A 16,470-nucleotide genomic window follows, 5' to 3' on the forward strand; every position below is an offset into this window, starting at 1 on the left:
ACATGATCCGAAAATAAGCGGTGCGCGTTTGGCCGTTGAAGCGGCGCGGCGCATCAGCTATGAAGCGGCGTCCGGTCCGTTCGAACCGGCAGTATGGCTGGAGCACAAGGTTCCAGTTTTGGCCCGGCACCCGTAGCTCAGCTGGATAGAGCGCTGCCCTCCGAAGGCAGAGGTCACAGGTTCAGATCCTGTCGGGTGCGCCAATTTCTCATTGCGTATCAACTAGTTAGCCATACACTTTGCTTACCTGAGGTCCTTCAGGGCTGAGCGGCGTAAGCGCTAGGAACCCGAATTTAAACAGAACCATGTCGCCACATTCCGCGGACTTTCGGTGAAACAGTGTGCGAAACGCCACTTTCCGGCGGGTGAGCATCAAAATGAAGGTTGAGCGTTGCCCACGAGGGCAACGCTCAAAAATGACCGAAACATTGTCTAACGTATCCCGGCAGTGCGATATCGGTCGCGATTGAATCGGGACCTTTCACTAGTGCAACTGACACGTTTTGAGCTCTATCAACGGGTGTGCGACCGGCCGCTCAGTAGAGTTGCCCCGGAGCTCGGAATTTCCGGCACGGCGCTGGCCGCCATCTGCAAACGATATCAAGTTCCCTACCCCGGATCGGGGTACTGGACCCGTATGTCTCTCGGGCTCCCGGCGGAGTTGCCAGCGCTGCCAGGGGCATCCGATGAGACCATTGAGATCAACCCGTCGACCCCGAACCCAAGACAAAAAAGAGCGCCGGAAGAAGGCTCCGCGCGGAGGACCGGGCGCGCGACGAAACCCTACCGTCCAGCACGTCATCCGCTGCTGTTTGGTGTCGAAGAACATTTGCGAAAAACGCGGGATGTGAAAGACGGTGAGTTCCTGAGACCCTACAAGCGCATCCTGCCAGACCTGATTTCATCAGAAACTGCGCTGCTGCGCGCGCTCTCGATTGCCAATGACCTCTACCTCGCGCTGGACGAACAAGGGTACCGAGTTCACATAGCTCAAGCCGCCGAGGGTTTTCATCGCATCCACGTCAAGGAACAGGAGGTGGAGCGAAAGGATCGCAAATACGGACGCTATCACTCAGGAAGCATCTGGGCTCCGGACCGTCCGACTGTCTTCTATATTGAAACGGTGCCAATCGGGCTCGCTCTCACCGAGATGACGGAAAGAGTGACGATGCGATATCTAAACGGTGACTACCATCGTGAGGACAGCAGACTGATACGATCAGCCAAGCCCTGGCAACTGACGCATTCCTGGACAACAGAGCAAGACATGCCCTGCGGACGTTTTCGGGTGATTGCCTATTCCCCGAAAAAGGGCGTCGACTGGTCCATCAGTTGGCAAGAGACCGAGCAGGAGGCGCTTGGCACGCTGATCCCAAAAATCGTCGAGACCTTGAAAGCGGCGAAGGACAATGTGCAACGCCTAATGGACGCCGAGGATGTGGCCGAGGCGAAAAGGAAAAAAGAGCGAGAGGAATGGTGGGACGGTACGAAAGACAGGAGGATGCCCGCAAGACAGCTCAGGCTCTTGCCGATAGCCAGCAGCAGCTTGCGAAAATTATCGAAAGGTGGGGAAGGGCTATGACGGTAGAGCGCTTCTTCACGGATGCGGAAGAGCGCCTGAAATGCACGAACGGCGAGCGTCGGCAGCATCTGGAGGAGCGACTGAGGCTCGCGAGGGCAATGATGGAAAGCGTGGATCCGCTGGATTTCATAGAAAGCTGGGTAGCACCGGAGGAGGGGCATCGTTCAAAGTTCACCTAGACAGTTTCGGTTGCCGGCATTGCGAGCGCGCACCTCAGAAAACTAAGGGTGAAGAGCACCGGCGAAATAAGCAATGCGCTCGCCGCATCGCCCAGGCGGTCAAGACGATTTCGTCATATGCGCCAGCCGTATTTATGCGACTCGCCGCTCAGGTCGTGCCGCAGTCAAAGTGTATAGCTTACATAAGCAACCGTATCGCGCCATTGGGGGTTCGGAATATTCCATGCAGAACCGGGGCCGAGACCAGACTGTCCGTTTGGCGTCAGATCGAAGGGAACTGCCGTTTTGGCAGACGACAGGCGACACTAATAGGCCAATGGCCGTATCGGCGAGATCGGTGGATGAAGCGCCGTATATTATTCTAGGACTACGGGCGGGACCAATTAGGCAAGCAGATAGGTGCAGGAGGGAGGGATGCGAATACCGTCGTTCTTCCGGGGTCCTCACGGACGAACGCGGATGACCGCCTTTCCCGCGCGTCGCTCGGTCGAGTTGAAGGTGGCGATCGCATCTTCGAGGGTCGAGACTTTGCCGATGTTCGTCCGCAGTCGTCCGTCCCGCACGCGCTGGACGATCTCACCCAGTTGGGCACGATCGGACTCGACGACGAAGTCGACCGCCAGTCCATCCGCCGGCCGCGCCTCGGCCGGCCCGACGACGGTCACCAGCGTCCCTCCGGCTCGGATCAGAGCTGCGGACCGCTTCTGTATGTCGCCGCCGATGACATCGAACACAAGATCGACCCCGCCGACGTCTTCCAGGGCGTCTTTCTCGAGGTCGACGAATTCATTTGCGCCGAAGTCGAGCGCCTTCTGACGGTCGGCGGCGCGTCCGGTGCCGATGACATAGGCTCCGGCCTCCCGGGCGAGTTGCGTCACCATCGAACCGACTGCGCCGGCAGCGCCGTGCGCGAGGACGCTCTGCCCCGCCTGAAGACGGCCGTGCTGGAATAATCCCTGCCACGCGGTCAGACCCGAGATTGGCAAGCTCGCGCCCACCGTGAAGTCGACGTCGCCCGGGAGCGGCGCGAGGTTGCGTGCCTCCATGGCTATATACTCCGCCAGTGTGCCGTCGCGATGCCAGTCTGCGAGACCGAACACCCGCTGTCCCACTGAAAGACCCGTGGTGCCATAGCCGAGCGCGGTGACCACTCCGGCCAACTCGTGCCCAGGGATCGACGGTGTTCGGTCACTGTCGCGTCGATCGGTCCAAGTCGAGGGCCACTCCAGTTCGGTCGGGACGAATCCCGACGCATGGACCTGAACGACGACGTCGTTTATCGCTGCCTGCGGCTCAGGCCGCTCCACCAGTGTCATCCCGGCCGTTCCCGCGGCCTGGTCCGTTACCACAATTGCTTTCATCGGAATTGTCTCCTCGGTCGTTTGTCTCTTTGGTGGAAATGCCGCTTGCTGGCGGGTATGGGTAGCGAACTGGTAGCGTTCGTTGGACATTTCAGTTGTCGCAGCGCGGAACGAGAATTTCCAATAGCTGGCATGTATAGTTTCCATACGGCGACAGTTGCTCCGGCCGACAGCGCTTGCCCGGTCTGGAATCGATGCTTGCTGAAGCGACGAAGGAAGAACGATGGAACCTCAACCAGATCTCGATATTTCCTGAACCTGGCGGACACCCTCAATTTCACCGAAGCGGCCATGCGGAGCGGGGTGTCCCGGCCCACGCTCACCCGTGCCATTCAGCGGCTCGAACAGGAGCTGGGCGGGACGTTGGTCTATCGCGATGGGAAAGATAGCCGACTGACAGCGCTCGGTCGCGACATTCGATCCGAGTTCGCTGAAATCGCCGACCGCGAGCAGCGGGTACGAGCGATATCCCTCAATCGGGTTCGCGGCCGCCGCGAAAATCTGACGCTCGGCATCGTGAATACCATCGCGCCGGCGCTGATTACCGGGTTCGTTACGCACGCCCTTAAACAGATGCCTATGCTCGAACTGGTTCTGCAGCCAATCACGCGCGACCAAGGAATGGAACTGCTCCTCGGCGGCCGAATTGATGGGTGCTTCTGCACAGATCCGGCAGCCGGAAACTCAAAGATCGCCACCGTCGAAATGTTCCGCGAACGACTGTTGCTGGCGATGGCGCGAGACCATAGCCTGGCAAGCAAGTCCTCGGTTTCGCTTGTCGAGCTGTCGGAGCAACCGTACCTCGATCGGCTCCAATGCGAATTCCGTACGCGCGTGCAAAACCATCTGCATGAGCGTGCGATGATCATGATCCCACGGCTCAGATCCGAACGGGAGGATCTGATTCAACAGGCCGTGGCAGCGGGCGCCGGCGTTTGCATGCTGCCTGAGCGCTCGGCGATCGTAGAGGGATTGACGTTGCGCCCGGTCGAGACGTTGGACCTGTCGCGCACCGTCGCATTCCAATAGATTTCGGGATCCGGAACGGCAACGGCGCTGCGGCAGCTTCGTGTGCTGATCCAGCGTTATGCATGGTCGTGAATTCCTTGGGGGCGCGTGGCGGCATCGAAACTATAGTCGCGGCGTATTGGACACCTTTGGATCGAGTATCCACTTTGTGGGACAGGAATTCGAAGGAGGAATCCATGGCGGCATACAAGAAGACAGAAGCGGGGATCGCCAGGCTGTCGCCCGAGGAATATCGGGTGACGCAGCAGAGCGGGACCGAGCGTCCTGGAACCGGTGCGCTTCTCCACAACAAGGAGCCCGGCATTTATGTCGATATCGTCTCGGGCGAACCGCTGTTCGCGTCGTCGGACAAATATGAGTCGGGCTGTGGATGGCCGAGCTTCACCAAGCCGATCGAACCCACAAACGTGAACGAGCTGCGCGACAACAGCCACGGCATGATCCGGACGGAGGTGCGTTCGACGCATGGCGATAGCCATCTCGGCCACGTTTTTCCGGACGGGCCGAGTGATCGCGGCGGCCTGCGCTACTGCATCAATTCGGCTTCGCTCCGCTTCGTACCACGTGACCAGATGGTGGAGCAGGGTTACGGTGAATATCTCAACCAGGTGGAGGACATCTCATGACGACCGAACGCGCTGTTCTCGCCGGCGGCTGCTTCTGGGGCATGCAGGACCTCATCCGCAAGCTGCCCGGTGTGATCTCGACCCGGGTCGGGTATACAGGTGGCGACGTGCCGAACGCGACTTATCGCAATCACGGAACCCATGCCGAGGCGATCGAGATCAGCAACGCGCTTTTTGAAGCAAAGAGATGGGAGGATACAGCGCCGTTAGCGTCTGCATCTGTGTGCCGAGTGCGTCAATCACGGCTTTGGCGTCGGCGCCTTGTGACGGACTGCCGACGCCATGCCATTCAGCCGCGATAGCGCGCAGCTGGTTCAGCATTGCTGAAGCCCTGCGCCAGCGCGAAGCGCGCATGTTCAAAGGCTTCCCACGCCGCGACCTCGGGCACCGGCGGAATCGTCACCAGTTCCTTGCGATCGAAACCAATTAGCGCCGCATCGACGAGCTCGTCGACTTCCATAACGTTTGGCACCTGGCTGATATCTCCACCGGCGCGATCGTAGATTTCCGTGCGCGTGGCTGCAGGAAGCACGGCCTGCACATAGATGCCCTTCGAGCTGACCTCGGCGGCGAGGCTCTGCGACAGCGTCAGCACATAGGACTTTGTTGCCGCATAAATTCCGGGCGAGTATTCAGGCAACAGGGCCAGCACTGAGGCGATATTGATGATCGATCCGTGGCCGCGCTCGACCATCCCGCCGATCACGGCTGAGGCGAGCAACGTTGGCACGAGGACGTTCAGGCGCAGCAGCTTGTACATTTCGTCCGGGTTGGCGGTTGCGAAATCCCCGAGCAATCCTGCACCGGCATTGTTGACGAGGATGTCGACCGGCGGATCTGAACGCAGACGTTCGAGGACCGGGTCGAGCGAAGCAGTATCCGTGAGATCGGCGGTGATGACCTCGATTGAGACGCCATGGGCAGCGCGCAGTTCCTCGGCGACCGTATTCAGCCGATCGGTCGCACGGGCGACGATGACCAGATCATGGCCGCGGGCCGCCAGACGGCGTGCATAGACGGCACCGATGCCGCTCGAAGCGCCGGTGATGAGTGCAGTAGACATAGCTATTCTCCTGATCGAGCTGTCAGCAGCTCGAAGCTAGTTGCGGGTTAGTATTGGAAGTTGGTCGAGGCGTGCGTCAATCGCGTGCCTTCAAATGAAGCATTGGATGATGTTCATAGTGGCCAGCGCCATTCTTCACGATCGGGTCTTGCGAGGTGAACGCTTCGATATCCTGGTCGTCGGCAATCCGATAAAGCGAGACGCCATAGCCTCCGTTGGGGTCCATGACCGGACCATGCGCGACGATGATCCCCTTGCTGAGCAGATCGTCCAGGAAGGCGCCGTGCTGCGTCATCCATTCCTTCTCCTCGGCAGACATCGTCGGCAGGAAATCCGCGCGCGGCGGGATATATTTGCAAAGATAATATTTCATTCTTTCGGTCCTCGGGTGAAGGGACACGCCAGTTTGCTCGGGCGTGCCTTGATTTGAGAAATCAATCGGCCACGCCCATCTGCTTGCGGAAGCTCTTATCGAAGGCCTTTTCGGGGATGAAGCGCCGCATGAGGCGGAGACGGCCGGCCATTTTACCAGGCGTGTAACGGAGGGTCGGCTCCTTGTCGGTGGCGGCCTTCACGACCTTCTCCGCCACGCCGTTGCGCCATGTCGTATTCGCTGCCGCGCGTCCCTTGTCGTACACGCTCAGAATCTGATCAGGCTGATCTCCATGATCTCCCAGCCCCGTGCGGGTGAAGACGGGCTCGATCAGGGACACGCGGATTCCGAACGTACGAAGCTCGTGATCGAGCGACTCGGAATAGCCTTCGACGGCATGCTTGGTGGCGTTGTAGAGCGCCGTATAGGGGCCGGGCAGGAAACCGGCCACGGAACTGATGTTGATGATCCTGCCACTGCGCTGCTTGCGCATGATGGGCAACACTTCTTTGGTCGTGCGGAGGATGCCGAAGACATTGATGTCGAACAGGCTTTGCGCCTGATCAATCGATGATTCCTCGGCGGCGCCGATCAGGCTGCGGCCCGCATTGTTCACGAGCACGTCGATCCGACCTGCAAGCCCGATGACGTCCTTGACCAGCAGCTTGACCGACTCGTCATCGGTGACGTCGCAGCGGAGCATATGAATGCCTTGGCGAACCTCGCCCGCCTTCGCCTGTCGGGTGGTGCCGAAGACCCGATATCCCGCGCGGATCAGGGCCACCCCGGCCGCAAGCCCGATGCCCCCCGAAGTGCCTGTGATCAGCGCGACCTTTTCACCCGGCGCGCGCGATTGACTCTGTACCATCGTGAATTCCCTCTTCAACGAACCGCAATGATTATGTTAGACATCATTGGGATATATGATTATGAACGTAATCATTGTCAAGCGCCATTTTGAGCGAGTGGCGGAGCTGATGAAAAAGGCAGACGATCGTTATATGTCGATCATCATCATTAACCAGGAATGCGGTCATGAAGGTAAGCAAGGAAACGGTTGAGCAGAATCGCGAGCGGGTAATTGACACCGCCGCAAGGCTGTTCCGCGAACGAGGGTTCGACGGGATTGGCGTGGTCGACTTAATGAAAGCGGCCGGGCTCACCCACGGAGGGTTCTACCGGCAGTTCAAGTCGAAGGACGACCTCGTCGTTCAGGCCGTCAAGCGGGCCTATGACGATATGAGCGAGGACCTGGCGCGCCGTCTTGCTGCTAGTGATGATCCGCTGCAGACGCTCGTGCGCCACTACGTTTCGGATTATCACCGGGATGACCCGGGACACGGGTGTAGCCTCGCGTCGCTGGCTGCCGACGCGGCCCGGCACGACGATCCGGCGCTGCGGGAGTTCTTCGGCAGCATCGTCAGTAACTATATCCAGCTTCTCACCGCGCTCGTGCCGGGAGGAGACCCGATTGCTAAGCGGAGTGGAGCGATCGCCGCTCTCGCAGAGATGATCGGATCGGTTGTCCTCTCCCGCGTGGTGCCCGATCCGGCACTTTCCGGTGAAATCATCGACACTGTCTCGAATGATCTCGTGAAACGCCACTCGACACCGAAGTCTGTATGAATAGCGGCGTACCGTGTCGCGTTGCTTCGTTTCGCAGCGTAGAAAAGGCGGTGGCTCCCCGGGCTGAACGAAACCGCGAACTTTGTGTTGCCGATTCCCCTCAAGACTACGCCAGAGCCCTCCGTCGGGACGCGGAAGCGTGATCGCGATCGCGCTGAGCGGATCCGGCTGCGGGCGGTCCGAAGCCGACGTTGAGGGAACGCGCCGTTTCGCTTGCTCGTGAGAAGGGCGAAGTCCGGACAAAAGACCTGACCGACATCGGCGCTCCTCTCTGCTACCTTGCCCGCATGCGCGAGGAAGGCTTGCTCGTGAAGGTGGGCTACGGCCGCTATCGTGCGGCAGTTCCCAAGGCCGCTTGACGGGACGATACGAATGGCGCGTGAGCGTGCAAGATGCTGACGAGAGCCGGAGTAGGATTAGGTACGCTGGCGCAGAAAAGGCGGGGCTTGTGCTCTGGAACGGGCAAGTAGCGCCATCTTTGGGCATTCACGATACGAACGCGAAACGCCGCATTCGTCACCCACTCCGCGCGTAGCCTACGGCCGGGGCAAGAGGCGCGGTGTTCCGCAACCTCAAGGGACGAACTATCGTTTGCGACCGCGAAGCCATCCGCATGCGTTCCGGTGAACTCGCCGCGTGGTGTAACTTTTCAATGTCCCATTGGCGGCCTACTTACTCCGGCAATCCGGCGTATCGCCGCCAAATGTCCGCAGGTGGCGCTACGGGGCCGGCCGAAGGATTCGGCTTTGCCACGCAGCCACCGAGCTCTCCACGTCGCGGTTAGGTGGACTGCGGAAGTTCGGCAGTATCGGCCGTTGAGACCGGAATGTGGCCAACAGCGGCCATCGCGCCAAAGGCGCCACCAAAATTCCCAAGCGGCCAGCCTCACATTTCACCCGCGGATCCGTGTGGAGGCGCTATTCGGCTAGCCCCGTCGCTGAGCCGGATGCCGACGCTCGTGCGGCACGCCGCCTCAAGTGCTCTCGAAACAGAGTTCGAAGATCTTGAAAGTTCTCGAAGCCGAGGAAGCCAGCGAGCCGGACCACGGTCGTCGGTGACACCGAACAGGCAAGTGCCACCGAATTGGAGCTACCAAAGGCGATTAGTTCCGGCGTGACGAGGGCGCAGCGGACAACCCGTTCAAGCTGATCTGGGAATTCGAGCTGTCTCGAGGCGATCATCGACTTCAGTTCCGAAAGACTGCTTGGTGGTGCATCTTCATTCAGGCCTCGCATTCTCTACTGTTCTCCAGATGTGAGCGGCAATTACGGATGTCCATGTGAATTCGGGCGCACCGTCGTTCGACCCTCAAATTGCCTGCGGCTTGAAGTCACTCGGCGCGACGGGCATCACCCCCTTGAGCAGCGCAACGGATTTCTCCAACCCCTCGAGGCTATTGAGCAACACGTCCTCGTGCTCGATCGACAGCCAGCCATCATAGTCTGCCATTTTCAGCCGATAGCAAAACTGTCGCCACCACTCCTCGCCGTGGCCGAAACCGAGGGTGATGTAGGACCAGCTTCGCGCCGGAATGTCCATCAGCGAACCATTCTCGAGGAGCGAAGTTGTCGCTTGAACAGGCGCGTTGAGCATCGTGTCCTTGGCATGGACGTGATAGACGGCCTCGCCGAGTGCTTCGGCGGCGACGAGGGGATCCGCCCCCATCCAGAACAGATGCGATGGATCGAGATTGGCGCCGACAATCGGGCCGACGGCCGCCCGGAGCTTCAGAAGCGAGGGAACGTTGTAGACGCACTGGTTGCCGTGAAGCTCGAGCGCGATGCGTTCGACACCGCAGTCTTTCGCGAGAACGACGATCTCGGTCCAGAAGGGTAGGAGCTTGTCCTCCCACTGGTAACGCAAGATCTCTTGCGTTTCCGGCGGCCAGGAAGAGACGACCCAGTTCGGCATCAGATCGCCGTTACGTCCTGCCGGCAGTCCGGACATGGTGCAGACGGTCTTGATCCCCATCTCGCCGGCGATGCGGATCGTGTCCCTGAGGCACTCGCCCTGCTCGGGTTGGGTTGGATGCAAGGGATTGCCGTTGGCGTTCAGCGCAATGATCTCGAGCCCGCGGGTTTCGAAGGCGCGAGTGAAGGCGCGGCGAGCATCGGCGCTTGCCTTCATCCTCTTCAGGTCGAAGTGGGGAGCTGTCGACCAGCCGCCCGTGTTGACCTCCACGCCCGAGACTCCAAGGCGCGCGGCGCTGTCGAGAAGCGCATCGAAGGTCATTCCGCCGAGGCTGTCGGAAACGAAGCCGAGTTTCATCTCTTTAATCCTTTAATGTTTGTAGAGGGACGGCTTTTTCGGTCTCGCAAGGGTGACGCGCGCGCGCTTCTGAAGGGCTTCGACGGCCGCTTCCGCAACGCGCGCTGCGCAGTAGCCGTCCCAAGCGTCCGCCGCGATTGGAGGGAATTCCCCGGTTCGGACGAAATTGAGAAAGGCCTTGTTCTGAAGCCGATAGGCTTCCGCAAATCGCGGCCTCCAGTCCGGCGCATAAAGCTCGTAGGACATGAGCCGGGCGTTCTGTCGCGTATGGATCGGCGCGTTGAGAAAGACTGACCCCTTTTCGCCGACGAGCTCACCGCGGACGTCATAGCCGTAGGCGGCGTTGTTGTTGATCTCGATGTTGACCAACTGGCCCTTGTCGGTCTCCAGGACCATGAAGACCGGCGCTCCCGTCCTGGAAGCGTCTATCCCGGCTGGCTGGAAGACGGAGATCGCCTTGTAATCGGCGCCGAGGACGAACCGGGCGACATCGAACTCGTGGGGGGCAGAGTTGGTGATAGCCATCTGGCCCGTGAAGTTTGCAGGCGCTTGCACGTTCCGGTGGAAATTGTGCATCATGATCGCGGCCCCGAGCGAGCCGTCGTCCAAGGCCGCTTTCATGTCTCGATAGGACGGGTCGAAGCGGCGCATGAAGCCCAGTTGGACGAACTGCCGGCCGCGGGACACTTCCGCCTCGATGACGTCCTGGCACTCCTTCGAGCTTTGCGAGAGTGGCTTCTCGCAAAGGACGGGCTTTCCGGCTTCGATGGCTGCTAGTGCAAGCGGCGCATGGGTTTCGTCGGGGCTGGCAATCAGAATGGCATCAACGTCACCGCGTCTTATGGTGGCAAGCGGATCGTCCGAGGCGTCACCTGTCCCGTATTCGTCGGCCGCCTTGCGCGCACGCTCCTGCGAGGCGTCGCACACAACCTGCAGCGAGACTCCCGGAAGATCTTCGGCGACAATGCGGGCGTGGTCGGCCCCCATGATACCCGCGCCTATGATCGCTATTCTGACAGACATTTTGAATCCTTTACTTGCGAAGCGCCCATTGCCGCAGCGATCGGTCGCCGTAGGCGGCGAGTACCACAATCAGACCAAGGACGAGGATGAACCATTGTGGACGGACGCCCGTAACCACGAGATAGGATTGAATGGAGGACAGAACGAAGGCCCCCATCAGTGCACCTGGCAGCGAGATCCTGCCGCCGGCGAGCAGGCAGCCGCCAAGCACGCAGGAAGCAATCGCCTGCAGTTCCATCAGGCGCCCCATCGAGCCGTCTGCGAAGCCAAGCTTGCCAGCCTCGAGCGTGCCAGCGTAACCCGCCAACATGCCGCACAGGACAAAAGCGGACAGTTTGATCCGATCAACGCGAACGCCACGCGAATGCGCGCTTTCGGCAGACCCGCCAACGGCGAGTAGGCGGTTGCCGAACGGCGTTGCTTTCAACGCCACCAGGAGAATAACGGTCAAGGTCATGAGCCAGTAGAGCGCGGTGTTAAAGCCCAGGAAGTCACCGCCGCCGAGGACGAAGTAGGTCCAGCCCTTGCGCGCTGCAAAGGGAATAGAGAATGAAAATCCCTCGGTCAGAGCGATGGCGATGCCGCGGAAGATCATTAGCGTCCCAAGCGTGATGATGAGGGATGGCGTGCCGGTTCGGGTTACCAGCAAGCCGTTGAACAGTCCGATCGCGGCGCCGGCCAACACCGCAGCAACTGCCGCGATCGACGGGTCAACCTGAGCCGCAAGCCAGAGGTAGGCTAGCGCGCCTATGCCGAAGGTCGAACCGACCGAGATGTCGATCTCGCCCGTCCCGATCACCAGAGCGACGCCGAGACTCATCAAACCCAGCGTTGCCGTCACCTGCAGGATGGTGCCGATATTGTAGAGATTGGCCCATCGACCGTCCGATGTTGAGGCGAAGATGACGATCAGAACGACGCCGATCAGGAAGATCCCGATCTCCGCGTGACGCCGAATGAGAGGCTTGGCGGAGGAGAGAGCCATCAGACCGCCCCCCGCTTTTCCACGACGCGCCCGCCCTGGCGGATAACCTCTTCGAGTTCTTCCGCCGTCATGGAATCCGTCGTTGCGTCCGCGACCTTTTTCGCCATTCTCCATGATCACAATTCGGTCGGCGAGCTTGTGCACCTGGAAGATGTCGTGGGTAATGTAGATGACGAGCAGGCCCTGCTCCTTGAGCTGGACGGCGAGTTCGTTGACGTGCTCGCGTTCGCGTACCGACAGATGGTTGGTCGGCTCGTCCATGATGACGACCCTGTTCTTGAATTCGACCGCGCGACCGATCTTCACGGACTGACGTTCTCCGCCTGACAGGCGTTCCACCTCGTCGTCCGCGGAGACATTTGCACGCAAGCCGAATTGCCGGATCACGCGTGTAGACTTCTCTCGCATCTTGCCCATATCGAGGAAGGGGATGCCGAGAACACGCTTGACCGGCTCGCGTCCAAGATAGAAATTGCGCGCGATCGACAGGTTGTCGCAGAGGCCGACGGACTGCTGGATCGTCTCGATCCCTTGGTCGATCGCGAGCTTCGGGTGAAACTTCTCCACCTTGTTGCCATCGAAAAAGACTTCGCCCGACGTCGGGGCGTAAATGCCGCAAAGGACGCGGATCAGCGTTGTCTTGCCGGCACCGTTATCGCCGACCAGGCCAATCATCTCGCCGGCGTGAAAGTCCACCGAGATGTTCTTGAGGGCGTGGAAAGCGCCGAAGTGGAGATCAAGGTTCTTGACCTGAATGAGGGCGTTGCTGTTCGCCATTTGATGTCCTCCCGCGTCAAACGCTGTGTCCGAGGAAACGGGCCAGTTTCTGATTGAAGATGACCGCCACGATGAGCACGACACCGACGAAGGTGATGTACCAGGACGAGGGCGCGCCAAGAGCGATGAGTTCGTAGCGGAAGCTGACGACGATGAGAGCTCCGAGTACGGCTCCAATGATCGAGCCGCGTCCGCCAGTCAGCAGGCAGCCGCCGATGACCGCGGCAGAAATGGCCTCGAGTTCCATGTTCTCGCCGAGCGTGACATGGGTTTGCGGCTGGTTGCATAGGGTCAGGATGCCGGCGAATCCGGCGAGCAGCGAGCAAAGGACGAAGGCACAGATCTTCACTCGGTCGGTGCGGACGCCGCGCGATTCCGCGCTTTCACGGCTGCCCCCGGTGGCCAGAAGGCGATTTCCGAAGGGTGTGGCCCAGAGGACGAGACCAAGAACGGACGCGGCCACGACAAGCCAGAATATGGCCGCTTCGACACCGAACAGTTCGCCGCCGAACAGACGGGTCACCGGATGGATGCGTGCATCGGCTGAGAAATTGTGGACCGAGCCACCCGTCCAGACATAGATGATCCCGCGGACCGCGAAGAGTCCGCCGAGCGTCACGATCATCGACGGCAAGTGCCCCTTCACCACGGTTAACGCCTGAAGAAGCCCGACGAAGGCAGCCATGACCAGCGCTATGACGAGCGATCCGGGCACGCCGAAACTCGGTTCCAGCGTGATGAAGGCAACGCCAGCCAGTCCGTAAACCGAGCCGACTGACAGGTCGATTTCCTTCGTCATGATGACAAGGGCCTGGCCCATGGCGACGAAGGACAGGATGGCTGTGAACTGCGTGACGTTGGTGATGGTCTGGGCGGTCCACCAGCCGGAAAAGTCGATCAGGGAAAACACGACCAGCATTACGACGACGCCGATGATCGCGCCGAAGCCCTGGCTTCGCACAAGCTGTTTCATGACACTCTGCTCGCTGGTTTCAATGTGCGATATCAGGCGCACAAATGGGTCGGGGCAGTCGGCGCTCCTCGTCGCAGCCGGCCGCCCCTCCGGGAGGAACCCTTACCAGGTGTTCTGCTCGTCGTAGGCCTTGTCGCCGAAGACGCCGCGAACCAGTTCGGCCCACTTGTCGGCGTTGTCCTTGTTGATGATCACGGGACCGGTCAGGATATTCGACTGCGGCGCGTAACCGAACTCCTTGTTCCAGTAGAGCCATTCCATCGGCGCGTAGCCCTGCAGCCAGAAGCCCTGGCTGTTCGTCGCCAGAACATGTCCTGCGCGCACGCCCTCGATCGAAACCGGACCCTCGTCAACCGTCAGGACCGTCACGCCCTTGTCGTCGACATCCGGGTCGAGCTTCATCTCATTGGCGACACCCCATGCCCAGGGTGAAGACCAGCCAGCAACCGTGAAGATGTAATTGGTGTCCGGGTTGGCCTGCAGGAAGGACTGCAAGGTATTGCGTGCCGTCGCCGGTTCGGCGCCAATAAACAGTTCATCGACCTTGGCGCCGGCCTTCTCCATTGCGTCCTTCATTCCGGCGCAACGAGCCTTGAGACCTTGGTGGGCGGAGTCATGGCTTGCACAGACGATATGGGTCGGTTTCGGGATTTCGCCGGCTTCGGCCTTTTCGAGCGCGTATTCGCCGAGCTTCTTGCCGGTCAGATATTCATCGCCGCCGACATAGGTCAGGTAGGGAATGCGCTCGCCCTCGGGCCGGCCGTCCGGAATATTGAAGGCAACGACCGGAATGCCGGCTTCGATGGCCTTGCGCAGCGGTCCTTCGAAGGCATCGGAACTGACGATCGGGACGGCAATGCCATCGGGCTGGGTCGAGATAGCCTGCTCGAGAAGGCGAACGTGTTCCTGGACCGAATAGTTGTTGGTGGAGATGTATTCGGTTTTGACGTTCGGATATTTCTTCTCGAACTCCTCCATCGACTTCGTCAGCCAACCCATGTTCGGATCGTTCGATCCGATGTGAGAGACCATGACGAAGCGATATTGCTTTTCGCCGTCCTGCGCATGGGCGGTGCCGCCGAATGCGGTGGCGGCCATCAAGGCAGAAAGCAGAATTGAATTTCCGAATTTCATGGGGTTCCTCCTCCGTTAACGATGTGATTATCTGGATTGAAATCACATCAGACAAGGAAGATGGAGGTCATTTTATGATGCGAAATACATCAGAACGCCCATATGACGCAACAATGGGGCAAGCCGTTCAAAAATCTGGCGTTGCGATGAGTATTGACTTCCGAGATGATGTTTTTACCATCAGTTTTTAAGTGGAAACTGGAGAAAGCTGTGATCGATCACCTGCAAAATCGGACATGGAAAGGCCCCAAGGTCCAGGAAATTGCCCAGCTCGCAGGAGTCGGTCCTGCGACGGTCGACAGGGTCCTCAACAACCGCAGCGGCGTCCGAGAACGAACGAGAGCCCGCGTCCTGGGGGCGCTCGAAAAGCTGAAGAACGAAAGCGCGGACCGCGACATCCCTTTGCATATTCGTCTATTTTGTGACTCCGGCGAAACCTTCAATGCAGCAATGGCGGCCGCTGTAACCGAGGTCAACCGAACCCTTGCCGGCATCGAGATTGAGGGAGATTACCTAACCACCAGCGAAGTCGAGCCTTCATCGTTTGCGCGCCGGATTGAGCAGGAAGGTAGCGCCGCGGATGGTGTCGTAGTCATCGCTCGCGAGCATCCGGCGATCAACCGCGCGATACGCAAGCTTCGGTCCATTGAAATTCCCGTCATCTGCCTGACGACCGATCTGCCGAGTTCCCGTCGCAGCGCTTATATTGGCAATGATCAGTACGCCGCTGGCAGCGTGGCGGCGCTTCTGATCGGCAATGCTCTCCCAAAGGAACGTAGCAATATTCTGATCGTCATGAGCGTGGCGTTCCGCTGCCAGCAAGAGCGTGAGATGGGCTTCCGGAGGGTGCTCCGCTCCGACTTTTCATATTTGAAGATCGAGGAACGTGTGATTTCTGACGACAGGCCGGAGAGCACTTGTGAGCAGTTAACCCGCTATTTCGAGGCACATGGTTACCCGGCGGCGATCTACAATGTCGCAGGCGCCAACCGCGGCGTGGCAAAGGCACTGGAGGACGCCGGAAAGGCCCGCGACACGGTCTTCGTCGGCCACGAATTGACCAACCACTCACGAAACCTGCTGGAATCCGGCGTCATGGACTATGTCATTTCACACGACTTCAGTGGCGAGCTGACGGCGGCCGCCAAATGGATCCGTGACAACGTCAACGGCGTAATGGTCGAGCCGTCCTATTCGCAGATCCTGGTGCACACCCGATACAATTGCGGTCTGTGACGAAAAAGCCCCCAGTCATGGCGGAAATCTGGGCAGGGGGTGGAATCGCCTTTCAGCCGCGCATCGCCTGAGGGAACGTCTCCGAAGAACTCCAATCGAGCCATTCATGGCATCTTCGCTGACCGTTTTGGGTCGGATCGCGTCTTTGCCAATCGCCAATCCGAAAGTCTCGTAATGGCGCAACCTGTCAGTTCGACAACCGGAAGATATGACCCATCGGAGACCTTCATTCTCC

General features: G+C 59.7%; 18 protein-coding genes, 1 tRNA gene and 1 pseudogene. 10 read left to right on the forward strand and 10 right to left on the reverse strand.

Annotation, left to right across the window (positions count from 1 at the left end):
* Window positions 1-126 precede the first annotated feature (126 nt).
* From ACG873_RS25335 to ACG873_RS25345, 3 genes are all read left to right on the forward strand, one after another.
* A tRNA-Arg gene (locus ACG873_RS25335) sits at window positions 127-203 on the forward strand.
* Between the two features lie 284 nt (window positions 204-487).
* Window positions 488-1,582 carry a hypothetical protein gene (locus ACG873_RS25340; RefSeq protein ID WP_394888536.1) on the forward strand — a complete coding sequence of 365 codons (1,095 nt, stop codon included), beginning with the start codon at window positions 488-490 and terminating at the stop codon, window positions 1,580-1,582.
* A complete protein-coding gene (locus ACG873_RS25345; RefSeq protein ID WP_394888537.1) occupies window positions 1,579-1,761 on the forward strand; it encodes a hypothetical protein in 183 nt (60 codons plus the stop codon). The genes ACG873_RS25340 and ACG873_RS25345 overlap by 4 nt, the downstream gene beginning before the upstream one ends.
* Before the next feature lie 443 nt (window positions 1,762-2,204).
* On the opposite strand, the gene ACG873_RS25350 is transcribed toward ACG873_RS25345, so the two are convergent.
* A complete protein-coding gene (locus ACG873_RS25350) occupies window positions 2,205-3,122 on the reverse strand; it encodes an NADP-dependent oxidoreductase (RefSeq protein WP_394888538.1) in 918 nt (305 codons plus the stop codon).
* 198 nt (window positions 3,123-3,320) lie between these two features.
* Between ACG873_RS25350 and ACG873_RS25355 the strand changes: the two genes are divergently transcribed.
* The 3 genes and pseudogenes from ACG873_RS25355 to ACG873_RS25365 all read left to right on the forward strand — a co-directional run.
* Window positions 3,321-4,151: a LysR family transcriptional regulator gene (locus tag ACG873_RS25355; protein WP_394888539.1), complete on the forward strand. Its 831-nt coding sequence runs from the start codon at window positions 3,321-3,323 to the stop codon at window positions 4,149-4,151.
* A 176-nt stretch (window positions 4,152-4,327) separates the two neighbouring features.
* Window positions 4,328-4,777 (forward strand): peptide-methionine (R)-S-oxide reductase MsrB, encoded by a 450-nt coding sequence (gene msrB, locus ACG873_RS25360; protein WP_394888540.1) that lies wholly within the window; start codon window positions 4,328-4,330, stop codon window positions 4,775-4,777.
* Window positions 4,774-4,965, forward strand: a pseudogene (locus ACG873_RS25365) (peptide-methionine (S)-S-oxide reductase); the annotation flags it as partial. The gene msrB and the pseudogene ACG873_RS25365, both read left to right, overlap by 4 nt.
* A gap of 101 nt (window positions 4,966-5,066) precedes the next feature.
* Here the strand turns inward: ACG873_RS25365 and ACG873_RS25370 are convergent.
* The 3 genes from ACG873_RS25370 to ACG873_RS25380 form a co-directional block, all read right to left on the reverse strand.
* Entirely contained in the window at window positions 5,067-5,840 is a 774-nt protein-coding gene (locus tag ACG873_RS25370) for an SDR family NAD(P)-dependent oxidoreductase (RefSeq protein ID WP_394888541.1), read from the reverse strand.
* A gap of 76 nt (window positions 5,841-5,916) precedes the next feature.
* Window positions 5,917-6,213 carry a YciI family protein gene (locus ACG873_RS25375; protein WP_394888542.1) on the reverse strand — a complete coding sequence of 99 codons (297 nt, stop codon included), beginning with the start codon at window positions 6,211-6,213 and terminating at the stop codon, window positions 5,917-5,919.
* A gap of 61 nt (window positions 6,214-6,274) precedes the next feature.
* Complete coding sequence (locus ACG873_RS25380; RefSeq protein ID WP_394888543.1) at window positions 6,275-7,081, reverse strand: oxidoreductase; 807 nt, start codon at window positions 7,079-7,081, stop codon at window positions 6,275-6,277.
* Window positions 7,082-7,142: 61 nt separating this feature from the next.
* Here ACG873_RS25380 and ACG873_RS25385 point away from each other — a divergent pair, with 61 nt between their 5' ends.
* From ACG873_RS25385 to ACG873_RS25395, 3 genes are all read left to right on the forward strand, one after another.
* Window positions 7,143-7,274, forward strand: coding sequence for a hypothetical protein (locus tag ACG873_RS25385; RefSeq protein WP_394888544.1), 132 nt, complete (start codon window positions 7,143-7,145; stop codon window positions 7,272-7,274).
* Entirely contained in the window at window positions 7,249-7,839 is a 591-nt protein-coding gene (locus ACG873_RS25390; RefSeq protein WP_306030615.1) for a TetR/AcrR family transcriptional regulator, read from the forward strand. Before ACG873_RS25385 ends, ACG873_RS25390 begins: the two co-directional genes overlap by 26 nt.
* Before the next feature lie 191 nt (window positions 7,840-8,030).
* Window positions 8,031-8,198, forward strand: coding sequence for a type IV toxin-antitoxin system AbiEi family antitoxin domain-containing protein (locus ACG873_RS25395; RefSeq protein ID WP_394888545.1), 168 nt, complete (start codon window positions 8,031-8,033; stop codon window positions 8,196-8,198).
* 558 nt (window positions 8,199-8,756) lie between these two features.
* On the opposite strand, the gene ACG873_RS25400 is transcribed toward ACG873_RS25395, so the two are convergent.
* The 6 genes from ACG873_RS25400 to ACG873_RS25425 all read right to left on the reverse strand — a co-directional run bounded on the left by ACG873_RS25400 (window position 8,757) and on the right by ACG873_RS25425 (window position 14,999).
* Window positions 8,757-9,074, reverse strand: coding sequence for a transcriptional regulator (locus ACG873_RS25400; RefSeq protein ID WP_394888546.1), 318 nt, complete (start codon window positions 9,072-9,074; stop codon window positions 8,757-8,759).
* A 73-nt stretch (window positions 9,075-9,147) separates the two neighbouring features.
* Entirely contained in the window at window positions 9,148-10,107 is a 960-nt protein-coding gene (locus ACG873_RS25405) for a sugar phosphate isomerase/epimerase family protein (protein WP_394888547.1), read from the reverse strand.
* A gap of 12 nt (window positions 10,108-10,119) precedes the next feature.
* Window positions 10,120-11,130 (reverse strand): Gfo/Idh/MocA family oxidoreductase, encoded by a 1,011-nt coding sequence (locus tag ACG873_RS25410; protein ID WP_394888548.1) that lies wholly within the window; start codon window positions 11,128-11,130, stop codon window positions 10,120-10,122.
* 10 nt (window positions 11,131-11,140) lie between these two features.
* Window positions 11,141-12,892 (reverse strand): ABC transporter permease subunit, encoded by a 1,752-nt coding sequence (locus ACG873_RS25415; RefSeq protein WP_394893693.1) that lies wholly within the window; start codon window positions 12,890-12,892, stop codon window positions 11,141-11,143.
* A gap of 16 nt (window positions 12,893-12,908) precedes the next feature.
* A complete protein-coding gene (locus tag ACG873_RS25420; protein ID WP_394888549.1) occupies window positions 12,909-13,865 on the reverse strand; it encodes an ABC transporter permease in 957 nt (318 codons plus the stop codon).
* Between the two features lie 102 nt (window positions 13,866-13,967).
* Window positions 13,968-14,999, reverse strand: coding sequence for a sugar ABC transporter substrate-binding protein (locus ACG873_RS25425; protein ID WP_023801756.1), 1,032 nt, complete (start codon window positions 14,997-14,999; stop codon window positions 13,968-13,970).
* Window positions 15,000-15,167: 168 nt separating this feature from the next.
* On the opposite strand from ACG873_RS25425, the gene ACG873_RS25430 reads away from it, so the two are divergent.
* A complete protein-coding gene (locus tag ACG873_RS25430; RefSeq protein WP_417568629.1) occupies window positions 15,168-16,235 on the forward strand; it encodes a LacI family DNA-binding transcriptional regulator in 1,068 nt (355 codons plus the stop codon).
* The last annotated feature ends 235 nt before the right edge of the window (window positions 16,236-16,470 follow it).

Source organism: Allomesorhizobium aridi (genome assembly GCF_043769475.1).
GTDB lineage: Bacteria > Pseudomonadota > Alphaproteobacteria > Rhizobiales > Rhizobiaceae > Allomesorhizobium.

What these genes read in the sequence shown, in the direction of transcription:
- ACG873_RS25350 (WP_394888538.1), bottom strand. Translation starts at nt 3,122, where the DNA reads ATGAAAGCAATTGTGGTAACGGACCAGGCCGCGGGAACGGCCGGGATG.
- ACG873_RS25420 (WP_394888549.1), bottom strand. Translation starts at nt 13,865, where the DNA reads ATGAAACAGCTTGTGCGAAGCCAGGGCTTCGGCGCGATCATCGGCGTC.
- ACG873_RS25425 (WP_023801756.1), bottom strand. Translation starts at nt 14,999, where the DNA reads ATGAAATTCGGAAATTCAATTCTGCTTTCTGCCTTGATGGCCGCCACC.
- ACG873_RS25345 (WP_394888537.1), top strand. Translation starts at nt 1,579, where the DNA reads ATGACGGTAGAGCGCTTCTTCACGGATGCGGAAGAGCGCCTGAAATGC.
- ACG873_RS25385 (WP_394888544.1), top strand. Translation starts at nt 7,143, where the DNA reads ATGAACGTAATCATTGTCAAGCGCCATTTTGAGCGAGTGGCGGAGCTG.
- ACG873_RS25415 (WP_394893693.1), bottom strand. Translation starts at nt 12,892, where the DNA reads ATGGCGAACAGCAACGCCCTCATTCAGGTCAAGAACCTTGATCTCCAC.
- ACG873_RS25400 (WP_394888546.1), bottom strand. Translation starts at nt 9,074, where the DNA reads ATGCGAGGCCTGAATGAAGATGCACCACCAAGCAGTCTTTCGGAACTG.
- ACG873_RS25390 (WP_306030615.1), top strand. Translation starts at nt 7,249, where the DNA reads ATGAAGGTAAGCAAGGAAACGGTTGAGCAGAATCGCGAGCGGGTAATT.
- ACG873_RS25410 (WP_394888548.1), bottom strand. Translation starts at nt 11,130, where the DNA reads ATGTCTGTCAGAATAGCGATCATAGGCGCGGGTATCATGGGGGCCGAC.
- ACG873_RS25375 (WP_394888542.1), bottom strand. Translation starts at nt 6,213, where the DNA reads ATGAAATATTATCTTTGCAAATATATCCCGCCGCGCGCGGATTTCCTG.
- ACG873_RS25430 (WP_417568629.1), top strand. Translation starts at nt 15,168, where the DNA reads ATGTTTTTACCATCAGTTTTTAAGTGGAAACTGGAGAAAGCTGTGATC.
- ACG873_RS25380 (WP_394888543.1), bottom strand. Translation starts at nt 7,081, where the DNA reads ATGGTACAGAGTCAATCGCGCGCGCCGGGTGAAAAGGTCGCGCTGATC.
- ACG873_RS25405 (WP_394888547.1), bottom strand. Translation starts at nt 10,107, where the DNA reads ATGAAACTCGGCTTCGTTTCCGACAGCCTCGGCGGAATGACCTTCGAT.
- ACG873_RS25370 (WP_394888541.1), bottom strand. Translation starts at nt 5,840, where the DNA reads ATGTCTACTGCACTCATCACCGGCGCTTCGAGCGGCATCGGTGCCGTC.
- msrB (WP_394888540.1), top strand. Translation starts at nt 4,328, where the DNA reads ATGGCGGCATACAAGAAGACAGAAGCGGGGATCGCCAGGCTGTCGCCC.